Genomic DNA, 18,770 nt, shown 5'->3' with positions numbered 1-18,770 from the left:
GCAATCATCCAGAATTCCTGGGGCGCGTCAAAGAGCCCCTCTGTATCGCTAGGAGAAAAACCATGACTCGTATTGTTCACACCCACAGTGATGTCCGTCCCCGACGTCGGGGCCTGCGTTTTGCGACGCTCTTCGCCTCGGCCGCGGTGATCTCGGGGGGCATTCTCCTCCCGGCGTCCTCCGCGATGGCCGCCCCGATGCCGGCCTCGCACGTTGTGAGCTTCGTTCACGGCGGCGGCGTCGGCGGTGACGGAGGGGATGGCGGCGGCGGCCTCATCGGCGGTGGCGGCGGCTCCGGGGGCTCTGGTGGCGGCAGCGTCCTGGGCGTCGGCGGTGACGGCGGCAAGGGCGGCAATGGCGGCAACGGCGTCCTGTCCGGCGGTGGCGGTGGCGGCGGCGGTGGCGGCGGCGACGGTGTCATCGGCGGCAACGGCGGCAAGGGCGGCAACGGAGGCACCGGCCTGTTCGGCGGCAACGCCGGCGGTGGCGGTGGCGGCGGCGACGGCGTCCTGCAGGGCGGCAACGGCGGCAAGGGCGGCAACGGCGGCGACGGTGTCTTCCAGGGCGGCAACGGAGGCAAGGGCGGCAAGGGCGGCCTCGGTGGTCTCTTCGGCGGCCTGGGCGGCGGTGGTGGCGCCGGAGGCAGCAGCATCTTCTGATGCTCCCGCGCCGGCGGCCCCGAAAAGGGGCTGCGGCGTCCGGGCCCTGGTGGCCCGCCTCGACGGGGTGGAGGTCCGAGTGGCCTCCACCCCCCACCCCCCACCTCCCTCAATTTTCACCTCGTGTGACACCTCGTGACGGAAACGGAGAACCCCCATGTCCAGAAGGTTCTGGCAGCGTCCCCTCATCCTGGCGGTGGCCTCGGTGGCCCTCGCCACCGGCACCGCGTGCGCCGCGCAGGCGTCGCCGAGTGCCACGGCAGGCACCAGCCGCGTGGCCCTGGCCGACCAGTCCTCCCACTGCGGCAAGGGCGGGGAAGGCGGGAAGGGCGGGGAAGGCGGCAGGGGCGGTGAGCCCGGCCGGCCGGGTGAGCCCGGCAAGCCCGGCACGTCCGGCTGCTTCCGGTTTGGCGATCTGCCCGACAAACCCAAGTCGAAGCTCACGGTGTTGGACAAGATACGGATCGTGATGACGGTGGAGTCCGGGCAGGCGAAGAAGGCCGAGGTCGCCAAGAAGTACAAGGTCTCGGAAAAGGAGGTCGGCACCTGGATCAAGCAGTTCCGCGACGGTGACTGGGCCGCGCTGATGGGAGTGAACTTCCTCTTCGGCTCCTGAGGGGCCTGGGGCCGGGCTGGCCTGCTCGATACGGGGTCCGCCCGGTGGCCCCTTCCGTTTCTTCCGTACCGTCCTCGCGGACGGACCGGAAGGGGCGGGAAAAGGAAACCGCGTCACGGAAACGAATTCTTCGGGAAGGGAGAATTTCATGCGTATGAGCTCTTGGAAAATCCGTCTCGGTCTCACGGTCTCGACTGCCCTGACCGCTGGTCTGGCGGCCGGCGCGCTGGCGCCGGCCGCGATGGCGGCGCCGATGCCGCAGGGGCACGTGGCCACGGCGCATGCCGCCCGGCATCTCCCGGCCGCGGACGGCGGGGGCACGCAGCCGGGCGGCACTGCGCTCGGCCGCACCGGGGCGTTGGGCACCATCAAGGTGGGAGGCGGCAGCGTCCGTGTCGGTGACCGGGTGTGCGCGGGCAACTGCAACGGGACGGTCAACGGAACCAGTGGCGCGGGCGGCGGGATCTGTGCCGGGATCTGCAACGGCAGCGCCAATGGCGGCAACGGCACGGCCGGCGGGCCGGGTCGAGACGGGACAGACGGCGGGGGCGGCGGGATCTGCGCCGGGATCTGCGGCAACAGCGCCAACGGGGGCAACGGCGGCAATGGCGGGGACGCGGTGGGCTCCGGTGACGGCGGTGGTGGCGGCAGGGGCGGCAACGGCGGGATCTGCATCGGCGCCGGCTGCCAGAGCAGCGGCCAGGGCGGTCGCGGCGGCAACGGGGGAGCCGGCTGAGGTCGACCGGCGCGTGCCGCCGTCGCGCCGGCGGCCTGGGTGGTTTTCAGTTCGCGGTTTCGTGAACGGCTGTCGGCGGAGTCTCGATGCGTCGGCAGCCAGCTGGCGCTGGTCTCTCGTTCGGTAGCGGTGACCGTAGGGCATGCTGTCGCGGTGAGCGACTCCCCATCCGAGTGGCAGGCTTGGCTGAACAGTCTGGACGCGGCCCGAAGGACAGCAGCCGAGTCGCTGCGTGCCCGGTTCGAAACACTCGGCGCGGCCGATACTGTCGGCTGGGCCAGGTCGGAGATCTGCGAAGACCAACCGCATCTGGCGCGGTTCCTGCTGCTACGAAGCCTGTGGCGCGGCCCGATCCAGCCGACGTCGACACCCGAGACGCGGGTTGACCTGGAAATCCACCGATTGCGGTGTCGGCGGCGACTGAAGAGTGGACCAGTAGCGAGGCGCGTCGTGGGCCTGCGCTGTGCCGTCGCGGCGGTCGTCACTGCCGTAGGCCTGCTCGCCCGGCTTGAAGATCTCCCATGGTGTGCGGGCCACGTCCCACGGCGCTGTCCCTCACGGCCAACGCGGGCAGCAGGGCAACCCGTCCGCGCGCTGACGCCGGAGGCGGATCCCTGCGTGGCCGCGCTGACTGCGGTGTCGGCTGGTTGAGGGCCCGGTGGGTCGGGTCAGAGGGCTCCTGGCATGCTTTCCGGCATGATCTTCCGTACAGCGACTCGGCGGGACCTGCCCGCGATCATTGCACTTCTCTCTGATGAGGACACCGTGGTGGATCCCCGGACGGTGGAGGTCGACGAGGCGTATGCGCAAGCCTTTGAGGCCGTGGACGCTGACGGACGTAACGAGATGGTGGTCCTGGACGAGGGCGACGGTACGGTCCTCGGCTACCTGCAACTCACTTATATCCCTGGCCTGGGGCGCCACGGCCAGGAGCGCGCGCTCGTCGAGGGCGTGCGGGTACGCGCTGACAGGCGCGGTGCTGGTCTCGGCCGTGAGCTGCTCATCCGGGCTATCGACCGGGCACGCACCCGTGGCTGCACTTTGGTGCAGCTGACCAGTAACAAGCGGCGCACCGAAGCTCACCGTTTCTACGGCTCGCTCGGCTTCGCCCCAAGCCACGACGGATTCAAGCTGCCGCTGTAACGCCGACGCCGGTCCCGGCACACAACCTCGGCCTCGGGCGGGACGGCAAGACCGTGCGCCGCTACCTGTCGGCGTACGACCTAAGCTCCCCAGCTGCGTACGGATGAACGTCCCCAGCTATGTCGCGGGAAGCCGCACGGCTGAGATCTTGGTTGAGATCGTCAGGCTGGCCGGAGACACTCGCACGATGAGTCGTAGCGCATCGTCCGAATCGGTTGAACGAGGTTGGGACGGGCCGTGGTACCGGGTTCGCACGGACGCCTTCGAGGCGTCATTCTTGCCTGGCCCGGACGAGGAGTTGGAGACGGTGTGCAACGTTGATGTCTTCGTGGACCTCAAAGACGGCTCCCGGTGGAGCGCGACTGTCTTCACGGTCACCGAAGTCGAACGCTTGATGGAGACCTGGGCAGGAAGCGGCGAGGCTCTCGGCGGCCGCTACTTCTGGGTCTCGGACGGCCTGATCGTCCGGGATCCCGGCATCGACAACATGACCCTTGTGATCGCCGGACTGATCGAGACCGACGAGTTCTCGGGGGATCTTCCAACGACTCGACAGCGAGTGAGCACGCCCTCGGCCGCGATCGCGACGTGCCTGTTAGGCCACGTCTGTATCCCGCTCGATGGCCTTGAGCCGGTTTTTGAGCCGGTAGCTTGGTCCGTTGATGGAGATCACGTCGCAGTGGTGCAGGAGGCGGTCGAGGATGGCGGTGGCGAGGACTTCGTCGCCGAACACCTGTCCCCACTCGCTGAAGGTCTTGTTCGAGGTCAGGATGATCGAGCCCTTTTCATACCGCTTTGAGATGACCTGGAAGACCAGGTTCGCTTCTCCGCGTTCGAGGATCTCGTAGCCCACCTCGTCGACAACGAGGACGCCCGGCCGGAGGTAGGTGCCGAGCTTGTTGGCCAGGCGCCCGGCGGCTTCGGCGGCTTTGAGGTTGCGGACCATGTCGTCGAGGCTGGTGAAGTAGACCGAGTAGCCGGCCCGGCAAGCGGCAACGGCGAGAGCGACGGCGATGTGTGTCTTGCCCACCCCCGGCGGACCCAGGAGAGCCGCGTTGGCCTTGGCCTCGACGAACGAGAGGGTGGCAAGGTCCTTGACCTTGCGCGGGTCGAGGTCGGGCTGGAACGAGAAGTCGTACTCGTCGAGCGTCTTGTGGTGCGGCAGCCGGGAGAGTCGCAGGCCCTGGCGGAAGCGACGGTCGTCGCGGACGGCCAGTTCCTCGGAGAGGACCAGGTCGAGGAAGTCGAGGTAGCCCATCTTCGCTTCGTCAGCCCGGCGGGTGAACTCATTGATGGTTTCCGCGAGGTGGGGCAGGCCGAGCTTGCCGGCCGTAGTGCGGATGCGGTTGCCGGTCAGCTCGCTCAAGACGACTCCTTCGTCGGGGAGTTAGTGGTGAAGGGCCGGGTGCCGGTCAGCTCGTCATAGACCGACAACGGTCGGCGCCCGACCTCGATCCGGGTGGCCGCGGCCCTGTTCAGCAGGGCCTGCAAGGGTCCGGACTCCTCTCCTCGCGGCCGCTCTTGACGAGGCTGGACCGGGATGTCGCCGGTGGTGGTCCGGCGTCCCTGACCGGTGGGCAGGCCGTCCCAATGGGACTCGTCGACGACACGGGCACCGCGGCCGATCGCCCGGGGATGGGCCGCCAGCAGCGTGCTGCCGTGGGCGTCGGAGAGGGTGGAATGCAGCATGACCTGGGACTTCGTTGCCCGGATCTCGACCAGCTGCCGCGGGCGGACCCGGCGGGCCGGCACCGAGTAGAGGTTGCCGTCGAAGGCGACCAGGCAGTCCTTGCCGACGTGCCGCAGCTGCCGTTCGGCCACCAGATACGGGGTCTGCGGCAGCGGCTTGAGAGCCGCGTGGTCCCGCGCCGCCCGCTCCGCGATGACCTCCCGGTGCGTCTTGTGGATCTGGGCCCGCCGCACGGGCACCCAGGAGGTGAACGCGGCGTCCATCTCCTCGACGGAGGAGAAGGACCGGCCGGACAGAACGTGGTCGCGGACGATCAGCACCTGCCGCTCGACCCGGTCCTTGCCCTGCGGGCGGTAGGCGGCCAGGACGTCGATGTCGAAGTCGTAGTGGCCGGCGAAGCCGACCGCTTCCGGATGCAGCGGGACCGCCTCACCGGGGGCGACGTGCCGGCGCACAACAGTCTTGGTCCGGTCGTAGACGATCGTCATCGGCGCCCCGCCGAAGTGCGCGAATGCCCGGCGGTGGCAGTCGAAGAACGTCTGCAGGTCCTGGCTGGTGGTGAAGCAGCAGAACGGGTCCCGCGAGTACGAGAGCGTCATGTGGAAGGAGTAGACCTTCGCGATGCCCATGTGGGCGAGGATCTTGCCCTCATCTCCCCAGTCCACTTGGGCCTGGGCCCCTGGGATCACCTCGAACCGGCGGTGCATCCCCGCCAATTCCTTGGGCGTGATCCCCAGCTCTTCCGCGATCCGGGGCCGGGCCGTCTGAACGTAGAGCTTGACCCGCTGATAGTTCCCGGTGAAGCCGTACTCCTGGGCCAGCCGCTCATGAATGACCGCGGCCTTCATCAGGATCTCGGCCCGGAGCATCGAGTCGATCAGCGGCCCGAACTCGTCAATCACTCTTGCCCGCGACCGCCCGCTCGGGGATCGCCGCGGAGGGGTTGCCGGCCCCGGTGCCGACAGGTACTTGCGGACCGTCTTGCGGTCCAGCCCGGTCTCCCTGGCGATCTCCGACAGGCTCATCGCCCCGGACTCCAGCAGGCCGCGAAAGCGCCGAAGTTCCAGCCAACGCTGCGGATCCAAGACCACTGCCAGCCACCTCCGCCGCCCGAATCGCCCAAGCAGCAGAGTGCCGAGCAGCAAGTCTTACCGCATCAGCAACTGTCCCTTTTCATCCGTACGAGGCTGGGGACGTTCACGTGTACGCCGACACTACCGCGATAGCAGCTTCGAGGTTCTCCTCGCATCCGCCCGCGACCGCAGGAACAGGCCCCTCGACCGGTTCAAGCCTTACCTGCAGGCCGAGTTCGCCGCCGGCAGCACCGATGCACGGAGCTGTATCAGCAGATTCACGAACGTGGCTTCCGCGGCGGGTACTCAACGCTCTTCCGCTACGTGGGGGCCCTACGTGACGGCACGGCCGTGCCGACCCTCGCTCCCATCCCGGCTCCCCGCAAGATCATCGGGTGGACCCTGCGGCCGTGGGAGAACCTCTCACCGCGCGAGGCCGATGCTCTGGAGCAAGTCCGGCTGGCCTGCCCGGACATCACCACTGACTGCGACCTGGCCCGCGCCTTCACCGACCTGGTCCGTCGCCGCCGCGGCCACCTGCTGGGTGAGTGGATCCGACAAGCCGAACACTGCGGCTCGAGGCCGATCCGCTCCTTCGCCGGCTCCCTCCGCCAGCACCTTGATGCCGTCACTGCCGGCCTCACCCTGCCCTGCGGCTCCGGCGCTGTCGAAGGCCAAGTCAACAGGATCAAAAACCCTCAAGAGGGCGATGTAGGGGCGGGCCTCCTTCGAACTCCTCCGCACCCGGATCCTCACGCAGCTGTGACTTGCACCTTGTCGGCGGAAGGTGCTGCGCGCCGTCGACCGCGGCGTGCGAGAGCTGCTGGCGAAGATGCCGAGCGGCTTGCCGTAGTGGGCGGGCTCTGGTTGGCGTCGGGAGGAGGGTGTTGCTCGCAGTGCGGCGAAGACGGCTCGCTGTGCCTTCGGGTCAAAGACGTCGCCGCCGCCCTTTCCGGGAGCCGGCAGGCCGTCGAGGCCCGGGCCGGATGGGGGCAGCTGGGCCGTCCTGCGACGCGGGGCTCGTCGGGACAGTGGTGTCCCGGACGCCGTGTGGCCGCTTCGTCGGCTGGGGCGGCCATGTCGACACCTCTCCCGGTGTCGGTCGTTTGCGGATGCGGTGTTTGCTGTGCAACCGCTGGCGCCCAGATGCATGATCATGGGCGTTGCGGAAGGATCGGGAGGGGTGGTCTGCGCTCTGCGAGGCTGCGCAGGGCTCACCGCCGACCGGTGCCTCGGCCTCTGTCCGAGCTGGGGGTAACGTCCGTTCCGGCGTTCTTACCGGAGCATTGAAATGTATACGAAGCGCATCTTGCACCGTCTTTCGAGTCCTGCGGAATCGCGCGCGCACGTCACCACCGCGCCGACGTCGTCCGCCGCCGACTGGGGCCTTTTGCTCATCAGACTGACCTTCGGACTGTTGATGGCCGCGCACGGCGCTCAAAAACTGTTCGGGCTTTTCGGAGGCGATGGCCTGACGGCGACCGGCAAGGGGTTCGCCGCCCTCGGTTACCACCCGGGAAAACTATTCGCCGTGATAGGTGGCCTGTCCGAATTCCTCGGTGGCCTCGGCCTGGCCCTCGGGCTGCTCACTCCACTCGCGGCCGCCGCCCTGATCGGCGTGATGATCAATGCCATGGCGACCGTCACTGGCGCCCATGGTTTGTGGGAGGCGGACGGCGGCGTGGAGTACAGCGTCTGCATCGCCGTGGTTGCTCTGGCCATCGCGGCCATCGGCCCGGGCCGGCTCGCTGTCGACCGGTTCTTCCGCTGGGGCGCGGGCGGCTGGGGCGAGGCCGCCCTTGCCCTCGGCCTGGGCGGTATCGGCGCTGCGATCACGCTGAGTCTTTGAACCCTGAGGGACACGCCCGCGGCGCAACACAGCCGACGCCTCCTCGGAGGGGCAGCCCTCCGTGCGGTGGTTCGCGCTACGAAGCAGACACTGAAACGACCACTTGTGCTTCGCCGCCGTCGCGCTGCTGCGGCCGCGTGCGTAGGTCGTGCGGGCCGGGCGCCTCGCGGGACGGCTGCGCGCCCGCTCGGAGATCCCCGCTGTCGACGAGTTTCCCGGAGGGTGTGGATCTACGGCACCGGCAGTTGCCGCTTCGTTGCCTGCCGGCGTGTCAGCGGCTGGTCGGCATGGGTCTGCCCCCCCGCAGGTGCGGGAGGGGGCCGTCTGGGGATGGGTTGCGGTCCGGGGGAGTATAATATTCATCGAGTGATGAATTAGGGCTCTCCTGAAGGGCAGGGCTGTGATGGAGCGGACCACGTGTTGTGTGGTGGGGGGTGGCCCCGCAGGCATGGTGCTCGCCCTGCTGCTGGCCCGGGCCGGCGTCGCTGTCACGGTGCTGGAGAAGCACCGTGACTTCCTGCGTGACTTTCGCGGCGATACCGTGCACCCCTCAACGCTGGCGTTGCTGGACGACTTGGGTTTGGCTGAGCGTTTCGCCCGGCTGCCTCAGCGCCGGGTGCGCACCATCCAGTTGCCTGTCGGGACCGGCCGGTCGATGGTCACAGTCGCGGACCTCGCGGTGCTGCGCGGCCCGTACAACTACGTGGCGATGGTGCCCCAGTGGGACCTGCTCGACCTCCTCGCGGACGAGGCCCGGCAGGAGCGGTCCTTCCAACTGCGGATGAGTACCGAGGCGACCTCCTTCCTGATCGAAGGCGGACGGGTGACTGGGGTGCGCTACCGCACCTGCGACGGTCGCGTCGGCGAGCTGCGTGCCCTCCTTACGGTCGCCTGCGACGGCCGCGGATCACTGGCGCGCTCCCGGCCGGAACTGGGACTGCGCCGCTTCGGCTGCCCGATGGACGCCTGGTGGTTCCGGCTGCCGCGGCGCGAAGGGGACCCGCGTGGACTGGTCGGTGGGGCCGGCGACCGTTTCCTGACCGCGATGATCGACCGCGGGGACTACTGGCAGTGCGCCGCGCTCATCCCCAAGGGCACCGACACGCAGCGCCGCGCCGCCGGTCTCGACCGCTTCATGGCCGACTACGCCGCCGCCGTCCCCTGGATCGCAGACCGCACGTACCAACTGCGCTCGTGGGACGAGGTCAAGCTCCTCGACGTACGCCTGGACCGGCTGCGCCGCTGGCACCGCCCTGGGCTGCTGTGCATCGGCGACGCCGCGCACGCGATGTCTCCGGTCTTCGGCATAGGTATCAATCTCGCGGTGGAGGACGCCGTGGCTGCCGCTCGGTACCTGGTCGAGCCGCTGCGTCGCGGGAGCGTGGGTCTGCGCGACGTGCGCGGTGTGCAGCGCCGCCGCCGTCCCACCACGGTCGTCACGCAGGCGCTCCAGCGGATGGCCCATGCCCGTTTCATCGCTCCCGTCCTGCAGGGGCAGCCACCCTTTGGCAGCGTGGACAGGGCACAGCGCATCGCGGGTCTGCTCACCGGGTCACGGTTGCTACGCCGTCTCCCCGCGTACTTCATTGGATACGGCGCGCTTCGAGAGCGTCCACCGGAAGCGGCCAGGCGGAGACTGGTCGAAGAGCTCTAGTTCATCCTCTTCGGGGGCCTCGAAGTGCTCGGCGTACTCTTCGAGCATCTTGCGGGTTACCAGGGCTGTACCCCAGGTGCCGTTTGCGCTCCGGGACTCGATCCGTTTGCACAGCTCATCGAGCGAGGCCGTGAGGTAGTGCAGCTCGACCGCAACCCCGAGCGCACGTGCGGCCAGCCGCTTTTCGTCGCGCTCTGGGCGCCCCCAGAAGCCGAACTCCAAGATCACGCTCTGTCCGAGCCTGAGCAAGTCCTGGGCATGACTCGACAACCGTCTCTCAAGACGGTCCCGCGCAGCCTCGTCGAAGAGGTCCAATCCGAGGTCAGTCATCCACTCGTCCGGGCACAGCCGCACAGCGGGAACATGCTCCGCGAGGCGCATGGCCAGCGTCGTCTTCCCTGAGCCAGGAAGCCCGCAGACAAGAATCAGCACCGGTCGCGCCGTTGAGGTCACAGATCCCCCCTTATGGTCGATTTGGATCCTCGCGCCCTCGTGATCCTGAAGCAGCCGGTACTGAAAAGGGAAACTCTTTCTCGTGGTCGTCGGATCACCGATGGACCACCGACGCGCCGCGGTCGACGGCGGACAAGCCGCCGTGGATCAACTCCTGGAACGGCTCACCGACGTCCCCGCCCCGGCCTCACGGACATCTCGTCAGATCGGAGTTCCCGCCACCGCAACGCTGGTGCCGATCGCCGACACTGGACAGCGCGAGACGGGATAATCTTGACAAATCCGATTCCACAGAACGCCCTGGTGGACGGTTTGGGGCTTCATGGCCCGCTGGGCCGCCGTTGGCCTCATCGGCCAGATCCGCAGCCACCTCGCCGGCAGGATCCGCCGCGAGACGAAAAGGACCCAGAGCGGTGGCCACCGTGATCGACTCCCAGAGCGTGAAGGCCGCCGACACCGTCGGCAAAGCCTCCCGCGGCTACGACGGCGCGAAGAAAATCAACGGTCGTAAGCGGTACCTGGTGGTGGACACCCGCGGCCTTCCGCTGCTGGTCATGGTCACCCCCGCCTCGCTCAGCGACCGCGACGCGGCCAAGGAAGTCCTCTTCCGCCTCCGCCTGATGCACCCGGAGATCACCATCGTCTGGGCCGCCTCCGCCTACGCCGGAAAACTCGTCAGCTGGGCGAAACTGCACCTCAACCTCGCCATCAACACCGTCAGCCGTCCCAAGGACACCTCCGGATTTGTCGTGCTGCCCCGCAGGGTCGCTGAGCGGAGTCTCGCGCGGATCATCCACCCTCGCCGTCACACACGCGACTACGAGCGCCTGGTCCAGCACTCCGAAACGCTGATCACCTGGGCGGAGATCACCCTGCTGACCCGGCCTCCGACCCGCGAAGAAGTCGCGTATCGACACGGGAAGTTCAAGGCCCAGCCGACCGCCAAGACGCGATGAAGGGACAGGATTCCGCTCCACATCCAGCCTCACGGACGCGCGAGACCAAGGGCTGTCCCGTAAGTGATCTTGATGTGTGATGATCTTGCGTCATGGCTGGCGTGATCACGGGGGCGGAGTCATCCTGGACAGCCCCGTTCACCGGGCTGAGCCCGCGCGCCTTCGGGAAGTTGCCGGCTCAGCTGCGCCGCGAGGGCGCCGACGTGCCGGGCCGGGGTCGGCCCTGGAAGCTGTCGCTGGAGGACCGGGTGCTGCGGGCGGCCGTTTACTGACGTACCAACCTGACGCTGCGGCAACTGGCGCCGTTGTTCGGGGTGTCGAAGTCGGCCGCCGACCGGGTCACCGCCCCTCTCGGGCCGAAGCTCGCGCTGCAGCCCCGCAAGCGGTTGGCCAAGGACGCGGTGCTGATCGTGGACGGCACGCTGGTGCCGAACCGCGGGTGACGCCGAATTCGTCGGCTGACGTGCGCCGACGGCCGAGACGCAGGTCACATTCGTCCATGTCACAGGGGGTCGGGCTACCTCGTCTCAAGGGGTGTAGCCACTGACGAACACGGAGGAGCACACCATGGACGCGCGACTGAACTACTTCGCCAGCCCGACCGCCGGCAAGGCCCTCAAGTACTTCATGTCGATGGGCAAGGCGCTCAAGGACTCGCCGCTGCCGACCGCCACGCAGGAGCTGGTGGCGCTTCGCGTAAGTCAGATCAACGGCTGCGCCGTCTGCATCGACATGCACACCAAGGAGGCTGCCGCTGCCGGCGAGACCTCGGTGCGGCTGAACCTGGTCGCGGCGTGGCGGGAGGCCACAGTCTTCACCGAGGCCGAGCGTGCCGCGCTGGAGCTGGCGGAGGAGGGGACCCGGGTCGCGGATGCGGCCGGTGGGGTCAGCGACGAGGTGTGGGCGTACGCCGCCAAGCACTACGACGAGGAGCCGCTCACCGCCCTGGTGATCCTGGTTTCCTTCATGAACGCGGTGAACCGGCTGAACGTCATCACCCAGCAGCCGGCCGGCAACTACGAGCCCGGGCAGTTCCACTGAACGGCATCAGCAACTGGCTCGGGGTCCGGCTGCGGGCTCCGGGCCCCCGGGCTCGCGGGCGTTACTCTGGCCTGCCGGTGGTCCGGATGATCACCAGAGGATGCCTGCGCCGGCGAGTGCGGCCAGGTGGGAGGGCTTCAAGGGGGGAGGGGATTCGGCGTGAGCAAGGTCGAGGAGTTCGAGGAGCTGCGGCCGCTGCTGTTTTCGATCGCCTATCGGATTCTGGGCAGTGTGGGTGAGGCCGAGGATGCGGTGCAGGAGACATGGCTGCGCTTTGACGGCTCGGCGACCCGGCCCACGTCGACCAAGGCTTTTCTGTCGGCCGCGGTGACGCGGATCTCGATCGATGTGCTGCGTTCCGCGCGGGTGCGGCGGGAGGAGTATGTCGGGCCGTGGTTTCCCGAGCCACTGCTGAGCGATCCGTATCAGGATCCGGCGCGGTCGGTGGAGCTGGCCGACTCGGTGTCGATGGCGGCGCTGCTGCTGCTGGAGCGGCTCAGCCCGCTGGAGCGGGCGGTGTTTGTGCTGCGGGAGGTGTTCGCCTTCGGGTTCGACGAGATCGCCGCGGCGGTGGGGCGTTCGGAGTCGGCATGCCGGCAACTGCTGGTGCGGGCGCGGCGCCATATGGAGGCCGGGCGGCCGCGGTTCGCGGCGGACCGTCAGGAGCGGCAGGAGCTGGCGACGCGGTTCTTCGACGCGCTGAAGGACGGCGATGTGGGCGGGCTGCAGGATCTGCTGGCCGCCGATGTGCAGTTCGTCGGGGATGGCGGCGGCAAGGCCCCGCAGCTGGCCAAGGCCATCATGGGCGCGGATAACGTGGCCCGGGTGTTGGGCACGGTCTTCCCCTGGCTGATCCGGATCGACGTGTCGTTCGAGCCGCACGAGGTCAACGGTCAGCCCGGCGCGATCTTCCGCGACCGGGACGGCAAGGTCCTGCACACCCTGGTCCTCGAGGTGCTCGACGGGCAGATTCAGACCATCCGCGCGGTGGTCAATCCCGACAAGCTCGGCCACATTGGGCCGGTCGCCGACGCCTGGGCCATCGACCGCGAGCTGAAGCAGGCCCGCCGGCAGCCGAACTGACCTCGGGAGTCGTGCGGGCCGCATCGACGGCACCGAGATCCGGGTGCGCCGCCCGGCCGCCGGGCGCAAGGACCGGGACCGTTTCATCTCCGGCAAGAACCAGCAGAACGCCGTCAGGTCCATGGTCGTCACGGACGCCGACGGCAGGCTGCTGTTCTGCAGCCCTGCCGAGCCGGCCGGCTGCGCGGACATCACCCATGCCCGACAGTGAGGCCTGGTCAGGCTACGTGCAGGTGGGCCCGTCGTGGAGATCCTGGCCGACGCCGGTTACCAGGGGCTGGGCGCCCAGACAGGCGGGCGTGTGGTGACACCACCGCACCGCAAGTTCAAGAAGAACGCCCCCGACTGGTTCGAGGAAATCCACGAACGCCGGCGCAAGGCCCCACTCCTCCCGCCGTATCCGCGTCGAGCACGGCATCGCCCACCTCGAGAACTGGCGAGCCTTCGCCCGCCACCACGGCCGCCGCGAGCACATGGCCGACACCATCCAAGCCATCGCCGGACTGCTCTCACATCAGCAGACCGCCACCTTGACGACCGATCAGCAAGTGTGAACACGAGGCGGAACCGGGCTCCTCGACGTGCCACCGCCAACCATGCACGAGCTCGTTAGAGGCTGACCACCCTGGCCGGGACCAGCATTGCCTACTACGCACGCGTTGAGTGCGTCCAGGCGGTCAACCCCAGTCAGTGGCACATCCCCCTTCACCTCCTTGCCGCCAGTGGCGGATGGCTGGCGGCCGACGTGGTCCACTGGCGCCTGGTCGCCCGCGGCGCACTCGTCCTACGAGCCATCCCGCTCCGGCTACGCACCACTTGAGAGAGTGGCCGTAGCGGGGCTGCCGAGAGTCCGCGCCTCGCGCTCATCGCGGCCGGGGTGGCCGGCCTGCATCAGCTGCCTGGCCGATGGTCAGTGCGGTCGGCGTAGTCCTGCGATGAGGAGCTCGACCAGTCGACGTGCGTCGTAGCGGGGATCGCTGTCCGCGCCGATGCAGAGGTTTCCGACGCCGCGCATGAGCTCGTAGGCCTCCAGGTCGGATCGAATCTCGCCGGAACGGGCTGCGGCGTCGAGCAGTTGGGTGCACACGGGCACGAGGCGGTCGAGGAAGTAGGCGTGCAGCGTGTCGAAGCCGGCGTCGTCGGACTGCAGCGCGGCGGCGAGTCCGTGTTTGGTGACCAGGAAATCAACGAAGAGGTTGATCCATTGCCCTAGTGCAGCGTGAGGAGTTGCGCTGGTCGCCAGCAGGGCTGGACCGGCCTCGGCGCAGGCGTCGACCTGGTGCCGGTAGACGGCGATGATGAGATCCGCTCGCGTCGGGAAGTGGCGGTAGATCGTGCCCAGCCCGACGCCGGCCTTGGCCGCGATGTCGCGTACCGGCGCTTCCACGCCTGACGTGACGAAGACCGCGGCGGCCGCGTCGAGCAGAGTCTCCTTGTTACGCCGGGCGTCCGCCCGCTTGGACTGGGCTGCCTGCCCTGCGCCCTCGTCGCTGTCGCTCACCGCGCCGCTCCCTCCGCTACCGAGCTTGCCAAACGGAACAGCGTTCCGTATGTTTCCGGAACAAGGTTCCGTTTGCTCATGATGCCAGAGCAGGGGCCCGACAACCAAGCCACGCATTGCCACCACGCTTCACCAGCAATGGAGGAACACGGTCATGCAGTACCGCACCTTGGGCCGCACCGGTGTGCAGGTCAGCTCCCTCGCGCTCGGCGCGATGAACTTCGGCAAGATCGGGCGCACCACCCAGGACGAGGCCACCGCTATCGTCGACGCCGCTCTCGAGGGCGGGATCAACGTCATCGACACCGCCGACATGTACAGCGACGGCGAATCGGAAGAGATGGTCGGCAAAGCCATCGCCGGCCGCCGCGACGACATCGTGCTGGCCACGAAGGCGAGCATGCCCATGGGTGACGAGCGCAACCACCAGGGCAGCTCGCGCCGCTGGCTGGTCACCGAGCTGGACAACAGCCTGCGCCGTCTCGGTGTCGACCACGTCGATCTCTACCAGATCCACCGGTGGGACCCGAGCACCAGCGACGAGGAGACGCTGTCGGCTCTGACCGACCTGCAACGCGCGGGAAAGATCCGTTACTTCGGCTCCTCGACCTTCCCGGCGTACCGCATCGTGCAAGCACAGTGGGCCGCCCGCGACAACCACCTGAGCCGTTACGTCACCGAACAGCCCAGCTACTCGATCCTGCAGCGCGGGATCGAGACCCACGTCCTGCCCGTGACCGAGCAGTACGGGCTCGGTGTGCTGGTGTGGAGCCCGCTGGCCTCGGGCTGGCTGTCGGGCGCGATCCGCGAGGGCCAGGAAATCACCACCAGCCGCTCGACGTTCATGCCGCAACGCTTCGACACCACCATCCCCTCCAACCGGGCCAGGCTCGACGCCGTCGAGCAGCTGGCCGAGGTCGCCGACGAGGCCGGCCTGACCATGATCCAGCTCGCGCTCGGATTCGTGACCGCGCATCCCGCTGTGACCAGCGCGCTCATCGGCCCCCGCACGCTGGACCACCTGCACTCGCAACTCGCCGCCGCTGACACTGTGCTCTCCGCCGACGTGCTCGACGCGATCGACGCCATCGTCGCCCCCGGCACCGACCTGGCCGCGCACGAGAAGTACGACACTCCGCCCGCCCTGCTCGACCCGTCACTGCGGCGCCGCTGATCATCTGAGGGACGGCCTCCACATCCTCTCCCGCGGCTCTCGCGCCCGCGGGAATCGCGCAGGTGCCCGGCGAGAAGGTGTTCTTCCTCCAGCTCGCCGGCGCCCGCCGAGATGGACGTGCTGCAGCTCGTCGCGGGTGAACGCTACGTCTTCGCTGCAATCGACCAAGCGAATCAAGATCGCATCCTTCCAGAAACATGTTCCGCTTGAACCTCGGTAGCGCGCCCCAGCCGACGCTGCCGGTGTCGAAAGGACCACCGACTCCATGCCGCACACACCCCGGCCCCGTTTCGGGATCATGACCGCCCCCTCGCAGGTCGACTACCACGACATCTTGCGCGTCTGGCGCGAGGCGGACACGATTCCGGAGATCGAGCATGCGTGGCTGTTCGATCACCTCATGCCGATCGGCGGCGACCCGGACGGACCGACCTACGAGGGCTGGACGCTCCTCTCGGCCCTCGCCGCCCACACCCGACGACTGCGGCTCGGCGTGCTGGTGACCAGTAACCGGTTCCGGCCGCCCGCGATGCTGGCCAAGATCGCCACGACGGTCGACATCGTCTCCGGCGGACGGCTCGAGTTCGGCATCGGCGTCGGATCACGCCCCAGCCACCCCCTGGCCCGGCGCGAGTACGAAGCACACGGCCTGCCCTTCCACGACTCCGCGCACGCCGTGGGGAGCCTCGCCGAAGCCTGCACGGTGATCCGGCGGCTGTGGACCGAGGAGGAACCGTTCGACGTCCACGGCACCTACCACCACCTCACCGGAGCGTTCGGCAACCCCAAACCCGTCCAACGCCCCCACCCGCCGATCCTCATCGGCGGACGCTCGTCCGCGACGCTGCGCGTGGTCGCCGAACACGCCGACCTGTGGAACATCCCCGGCGGCGACATCGACGACGTCGTCCGCCGCAGCGCACTGCTGGACCGCTACTGCGCCGAGATCGGCCGCGACCCCGCCTCGGTCACCCGCTCGATCTTCCTGCCCGTCTCCTACGACCGGCCTGGTGCCACCCAGGACGCGATCGGCGAGGCGATCAACGCCGGCTTCCGGCACATCGTCCTTGGGCTGCCAGCGCCCTACCCCGCCGACGTCGCACGGTGGGTCACCGACGAGCTCATCAGCACGTCGGCCTGAGCACCTTTTGAGCCACCATTCCCAGTCCTCGCAAGATCGCGGGCTGGATCATGCGGGACCGTGACCGGCTCACCACGAGCGAAGTCGAGCAACTTGAACAAGTCCGCCTCGCCTGCCCGGACATCGCCCGAGCCTGCGATCTGGCCCGCGACTTCCGCGACCCAGTGCCGCATCAAGCAACGTTCGCCCCGTTGCTGCCTGGCGGTGTCAGCTCGTGCTGAGTGGCGTGGTTTGCTCAGCGTCGAGTTGGTGGTCGGCCCAGACGTAGCTTTCGGGGAGCAGGTCGGTGATAGAGACGGTTCGGAGGCGGTCGCCTGCGCCCACGATGATCTTCAGGGTCGGGAAGTAGTCGAGGAGGACCTGACGGCACCGGCCGCATGGGGGAACAACCCCCCGGTCGCGGTCGCCCACGGCGACGATCGTGTCCAGCTCGTACGCGCCCTGGGCAGCCGCCGCGCCGATGAGGACCAACTCGGCGCACGGGCCTCCCGTGAAGTGGTAGGCGTTCACCGCGGTGACGATCCGGCCGTCCCGGACGCGGGCCGCGGCCGCCATGGTGTGGTTGTCGCCGCGGCATCGAGTGCGCGCGACGTGGGCCGCGGCCTGGATGAGTTCGTGATCGACGCGGTGGGGATGTGTGGTCATCTTCTCTGCCTTCGTGCGGTTTCAGACGGTCGGCGATCACGTAGAGGTGCTCGACGCGCGCCATCTTGGCCGCGTAGTCCGGATCGCGGGAGGCGGCCTTCCAGGTCTTTATCCGTTGAAAGGAGACGTCTTCCTCGCGGAGCAGAATGCGCAGGCCCTCGTGGCTGATGTCGTCGACCACCCCCTCGGCAACCAGGAAGTCCGCGAGTTGGGGCCAGGCTCCAGGTCGAAAACGGCAGGCCGTGCTCGGCAGGCCTGGACTTGACGATCGTCTTGATCTCACGCCGCTCGGGCAGCGTGAAGGTCTTCGGCCGACCGCCTTTGTATTTTGGGTAGAGGGAGTCGAAGCCATCGGTGTTGAAGTTGTGGATCACGTTCCGGGACCCGATCCGCACTGGTGAAGGTGACCTCAGCAATCTTCGCCACCGGCATGCCCTGCGCGGACAGCAACACCATCTGGGCCCGCCGCCAGGTCACCACCGACCCGGTGCCGCGGCGGCGGGGCACCCGCAAAGTGACAGCACCGCGGTGTCACAGCGCCCGGCGCATGCAGGCCCGAGGCCACTGGTCCAGGCCATGTGCCGCCTCGCGTTCGCGGATCTTCCGTAGGCCGGGAGTAAGCCCGCTGTCCTCCAGGAGCTGGAAGCCGCAGCGCGCGTAGTAGGGGGCGTTCCACGGGACCTCGGTGAACGTGGTGAGCGTCAGTGCGGGCGCCCCCTCGCTGGCGGCGTAGTCCGCCAGATGGCCCAATAGGGACCGGCCGATACCGCGGCGCGCACTGTCCGGGTGCACCGACACCTGCTCGACATGGAGGTTGTCGTCGACGCGGTCGGCGATCAGGTAGGCGACCGGGATGTCGGCGTCGTGGACCCCGACCCAGGCCAGCCCGGCCTGGTGGTAGCGGGCGAGCTCGCCGAGCGGGAGCGGCTCGTCATCGGCGATCTCTGGCATGCCGATGTCTCGGAAGCACCGCCCGGCGGCTATCTCGATGTCCTGGAGGAGAGGCAGTTCGTCCAGGTGCACTGCTCGAATATGCATGGACGCATTGTCCAAGGCCGGCCGGATGGTGCCACCGAACATGAGGGTGGGGCAGTCGTCGCCGGAAGTGGCAGGCCGTCCAGGGGGACCCGGTGGCGGCCCACCGGCGTTGGCATGCTCGGCGCGGGCCCGCATCGACAGGCCTGCACGGTGGTCACGCCGGATCGCCATCTACAGCTCGCCCTCCCACATCACAACGGGGCGAACGTTGCTTGATGCGGCACTAGTAGGACTCCGTTACGTCTGCGTCTCGGTCCTGTTTGGGGGCATGTTGGGGGTGTGGACGCACATGAAGTGAACCGGGCTCGGGCGAAGTTG

Annotated in this window: 19 protein-coding genes and 4 pseudogenes; 16 read left to right on the top strand and 7 right to left on the bottom strand. The window is 68.4% G+C overall.

Annotated features, from left to right (window positions below):
• Positions 1-62 precede the first annotated feature (62 nt).
• The 5 genes and pseudogenes from ACZ4WS_RS44470 to ACZ4WS_RS44450 form a co-directional block, all read left to right on the top strand.
• On the top strand, positions 63-659 hold the full coding sequence (locus ACZ4WS_RS44470) for a hypothetical protein (protein WP_467989429.1): 597 nt from the start codon (positions 63-65) through the stop codon (positions 657-659).
• Between the two features lie 157 nt (positions 660-816).
• The gene (locus ACZ4WS_RS44465; protein ID WP_467989427.1) at positions 817-1,275 is read left to right on the top strand and encodes a transposase; all 459 of its coding nucleotides are present in this window, start codon (positions 817-819) and stop codon (positions 1,273-1,275) included.
• Between the two features lie 148 nt (positions 1,276-1,423).
• Positions 1,424-2,011 (top strand): hypothetical protein, encoded by a 588-nt coding sequence (locus ACZ4WS_RS44460; protein WP_467989425.1) that lies wholly within the window; start codon positions 1,424-1,426, stop codon positions 2,009-2,011.
• 696 nt (positions 2,012-2,707) lie between these two features.
• Positions 2,708-3,154, top strand: coding sequence for a GNAT family N-acetyltransferase (locus tag ACZ4WS_RS44455; RefSeq protein ID WP_467989423.1), 447 nt, complete (start codon positions 2,708-2,710; stop codon positions 3,152-3,154).
• A gap of 187 nt (positions 3,155-3,341) precedes the next feature.
• Positions 3,342-3,686: pseudogene (locus ACZ4WS_RS44450) on the top strand (hypothetical protein); the annotation flags it as partial.
• A 63-nt stretch (positions 3,687-3,749) separates the two neighbouring features.
• On the opposite strand, the gene istB reads toward ACZ4WS_RS44450, so the two are convergent.
• Positions 3,750-4,520, bottom strand: coding sequence for an IS21-like element helper ATPase IstB (gene istB / locus ACZ4WS_RS44445; protein WP_138359593.1), 771 nt, complete (start codon positions 4,518-4,520; stop codon positions 3,750-3,752).
• Positions 4,517-5,869, bottom strand: coding sequence for an IS21 family transposase (istA, locus tag ACZ4WS_RS44440; protein WP_467989422.1), 1,353 nt, complete (start codon positions 5,867-5,869; stop codon positions 4,517-4,519). The genes istB and istA overlap by 4 nt, the downstream gene beginning before the upstream one ends.
• A 372-nt stretch (positions 5,870-6,241) precedes the next feature.
• Here istA and ACZ4WS_RS44435 point away from each other — a divergent pair, with 372 nt between their 5' ends.
• The 3 genes from ACZ4WS_RS44435 to ACZ4WS_RS44425 all read left to right on the top strand — a co-directional run bounded on the left by ACZ4WS_RS44435 (position 6,242) and on the right by ACZ4WS_RS44425 (position 9,420).
• The gene (locus tag ACZ4WS_RS44435) at positions 6,242-7,207 is read left to right on the top strand and encodes a transposase (RefSeq protein ID WP_467989420.1); all 966 of its coding nucleotides are present in this window, start codon (positions 6,242-6,244) and stop codon (positions 7,205-7,207) included.
• 1 nt (position 7,208) lies between these two features.
• On the top strand, positions 7,209-7,766 hold the full coding sequence (locus ACZ4WS_RS44430) for a DoxX family protein (RefSeq protein WP_467989418.1): 558 nt from the start codon (positions 7,209-7,211) through the stop codon (positions 7,764-7,766).
• 403 nt (positions 7,767-8,169) lie between these two features.
• Positions 8,170-9,420: an FAD-dependent oxidoreductase gene (locus ACZ4WS_RS44425; RefSeq protein ID WP_467989416.1), complete on the top strand. Its 1,251-nt coding sequence runs from the start codon at positions 8,170-8,172 to the stop codon at positions 9,418-9,420.
• Here the strand turns inward: ACZ4WS_RS44425 and ACZ4WS_RS44420 are convergent.
• Positions 9,328-9,873 (bottom strand): P-loop nucleotide/nucleoside kinase family protein, encoded by a 546-nt coding sequence (locus tag ACZ4WS_RS44420; protein ID WP_467989414.1) that lies wholly within the window; start codon positions 9,871-9,873, stop codon positions 9,328-9,330. The genes ACZ4WS_RS44425 and ACZ4WS_RS44420 overlap by 93 nt on opposite strands.
• 100 nt (positions 9,874-9,973) lie before the next feature.
• Between ACZ4WS_RS44420 and ACZ4WS_RS44415 the strand changes: the two genes are divergently transcribed.
• From ACZ4WS_RS44415 to ACZ4WS_RS44390, 6 genes and pseudogenes are all read left to right on the top strand, one after another.
• A complete protein-coding gene (locus ACZ4WS_RS44415; RefSeq protein ID WP_467989413.1) occupies positions 9,974-10,144 on the top strand; it encodes a hypothetical protein in 171 nt (56 codons plus the stop codon).
• A gap of 27 nt (positions 10,145-10,171) precedes the next feature.
• Positions 10,172-10,769 (top strand): annotated as a pseudogene (locus tag ACZ4WS_RS44410) (transposase); the annotation flags it as partial.
• A 152-nt stretch (positions 10,770-10,921) separates the two neighbouring features.
• Positions 10,922-11,266, top strand: a pseudogene (locus tag ACZ4WS_RS44405) (helix-turn-helix domain-containing protein); the annotation flags it as partial.
• A gap of 130 nt (positions 11,267-11,396) precedes the next feature.
• The gene (locus ACZ4WS_RS44400) at positions 11,397-11,870 is read left to right on the top strand and encodes a carboxymuconolactone decarboxylase family protein (RefSeq protein ID WP_467989411.1); all 474 of its coding nucleotides are present in this window, start codon (positions 11,397-11,399) and stop codon (positions 11,868-11,870) included.
• 159 nt (positions 11,871-12,029) lie between these two features.
• The gene (locus tag ACZ4WS_RS44395) at positions 12,030-12,953 is read left to right on the top strand and encodes an RNA polymerase sigma-70 factor (protein WP_467989409.1); all 924 of its coding nucleotides are present in this window, start codon (positions 12,030-12,032) and stop codon (positions 12,951-12,953) included.
• Positions 12,954-12,996: 43 nt separating this feature from the next.
• Positions 12,997-13,164, top strand: a complete 168-nt coding sequence (locus tag ACZ4WS_RS44390) for a hypothetical protein (protein ID WP_467989407.1) — start codon at positions 12,997-12,999, stop codon at positions 13,162-13,164.
• A gap of 699 nt (positions 13,165-13,863) precedes the next feature.
• Here the strand turns inward: ACZ4WS_RS44390 and ACZ4WS_RS44385 are convergent.
• Positions 13,864-14,454: a TetR/AcrR family transcriptional regulator gene (locus tag ACZ4WS_RS44385; RefSeq protein WP_467989405.1), complete on the bottom strand. Its 591-nt coding sequence runs from the start codon at positions 14,452-14,454 to the stop codon at positions 13,864-13,866.
• 154 nt (positions 14,455-14,608) lie between these two features.
• Here ACZ4WS_RS44385 and ACZ4WS_RS44380 point away from each other — a divergent pair, with 154 nt between their 5' ends.
• Complete coding sequence (locus tag ACZ4WS_RS44380) at positions 14,609-15,628, top strand: aldo/keto reductase (RefSeq protein ID WP_467989403.1); 1,020 nt, start codon at positions 14,609-14,611, stop codon at positions 15,626-15,628.
• A gap of 265 nt (positions 15,629-15,893) precedes the next feature.
• Entirely contained in the window at positions 15,894-16,769 is an 876-nt protein-coding gene (locus ACZ4WS_RS44375) for an LLM class flavin-dependent oxidoreductase (protein ID WP_467989401.1), read from the top strand.
• Between the two features lie 207 nt (positions 16,770-16,976).
• On the opposite strand, the gene ACZ4WS_RS44370 is transcribed toward ACZ4WS_RS44375, so the two are convergent.
• From ACZ4WS_RS44370 to ACZ4WS_RS44360, 3 genes and pseudogenes are all read right to left on the bottom strand, one after another.
• Complete coding sequence (locus ACZ4WS_RS44370) at positions 16,977-17,414, bottom strand: cytidine deaminase family protein (protein WP_467989399.1); 438 nt, start codon at positions 17,412-17,414, stop codon at positions 16,977-16,979.
• Positions 17,326-17,912, bottom strand: a pseudogene (locus ACZ4WS_RS44365) (helix-turn-helix domain-containing protein); the annotation flags it as partial. The pseudogene ACZ4WS_RS44365 and the gene ACZ4WS_RS44370, both read right to left, overlap by 89 nt.
• Before the next feature lie 33 nt (positions 17,913-17,945).
• On the bottom strand, positions 17,946-18,452 hold the full coding sequence (locus tag ACZ4WS_RS44360; protein WP_467989397.1) for a GNAT family N-acetyltransferase: 507 nt from the start codon (positions 18,450-18,452) through the stop codon (positions 17,946-17,948).
• Positions 18,453-18,770: the final 318 nt, after the last annotated feature.

It is taken from the genome of Streptomyces sp. NPDC029292, from assembly GCF_055569295.1.
Note: the sequence above shows the minus strand (reverse complement) of the source record. Positions and strands in the feature narration are given on the sequence as shown.

Excerpts from the sequence above, each read along its gene's own strand:
- ACZ4WS_RS44470 (WP_467989429.1), top strand. The coding sequence starts at position 63 with ATGACTCGTATTGTTCACACCCACAGTGATGTCCGTCCCCGACGTCGG.
- ACZ4WS_RS44465 (WP_467989427.1), top strand. The coding sequence starts at position 817 with ATGTCCAGAAGGTTCTGGCAGCGTCCCCTCATCCTGGCGGTGGCCTCG.
- ACZ4WS_RS44460 (WP_467989425.1), top strand. The coding sequence starts at position 1,424 with ATGCGTATGAGCTCTTGGAAAATCCGTCTCGGTCTCACGGTCTCGACT.
- ACZ4WS_RS44455 (WP_467989423.1), top strand. The coding sequence starts at position 2,708 with ATGATCTTCCGTACAGCGACTCGGCGGGACCTGCCCGCGATCATTGCA.
- istA (WP_467989422.1), bottom strand. The coding sequence starts at position 5,869 with ATGAGCCTGTCGGAGATCGCCAGGGAGACCGGGCTGGACCGCAAGACG.
- ACZ4WS_RS44430 (WP_467989418.1), top strand. The coding sequence starts at position 7,209 with ATGTATACGAAGCGCATCTTGCACCGTCTTTCGAGTCCTGCGGAATCG.
- ACZ4WS_RS44425 (WP_467989416.1), top strand. The coding sequence starts at position 8,170 with ATGGAGCGGACCACGTGTTGTGTGGTGGGGGGTGGCCCCGCAGGCATG.
- ACZ4WS_RS44415 (WP_467989413.1), top strand. The coding sequence starts at position 9,974 with ATGGACCACCGACGCGCCGCGGTCGACGGCGGACAAGCCGCCGTGGAT.
- ACZ4WS_RS44400 (WP_467989411.1), top strand. The coding sequence starts at position 11,397 with ATGGACGCGCGACTGAACTACTTCGCCAGCCCGACCGCCGGCAAGGCC.
- ACZ4WS_RS44380 (WP_467989403.1), top strand. The coding sequence starts at position 14,609 with ATGCAGTACCGCACCTTGGGCCGCACCGGTGTGCAGGTCAGCTCCCTC.
- ACZ4WS_RS44375 (WP_467989401.1), top strand. The coding sequence starts at position 15,894 with ATGCCGCACACACCCCGGCCCCGTTTCGGGATCATGACCGCCCCCTCG.
- ACZ4WS_RS44370 (WP_467989399.1), bottom strand. The coding sequence starts at position 17,414 with ATGACCACACATCCCCACCGCGTCGATCACGAACTCATCCAGGCCGCG.
- ACZ4WS_RS44360 (WP_467989397.1), bottom strand. The coding sequence starts at position 18,452 with ATGCATATTCGAGCAGTGCACCTGGACGAACTGCCTCTCCTCCAGGAC.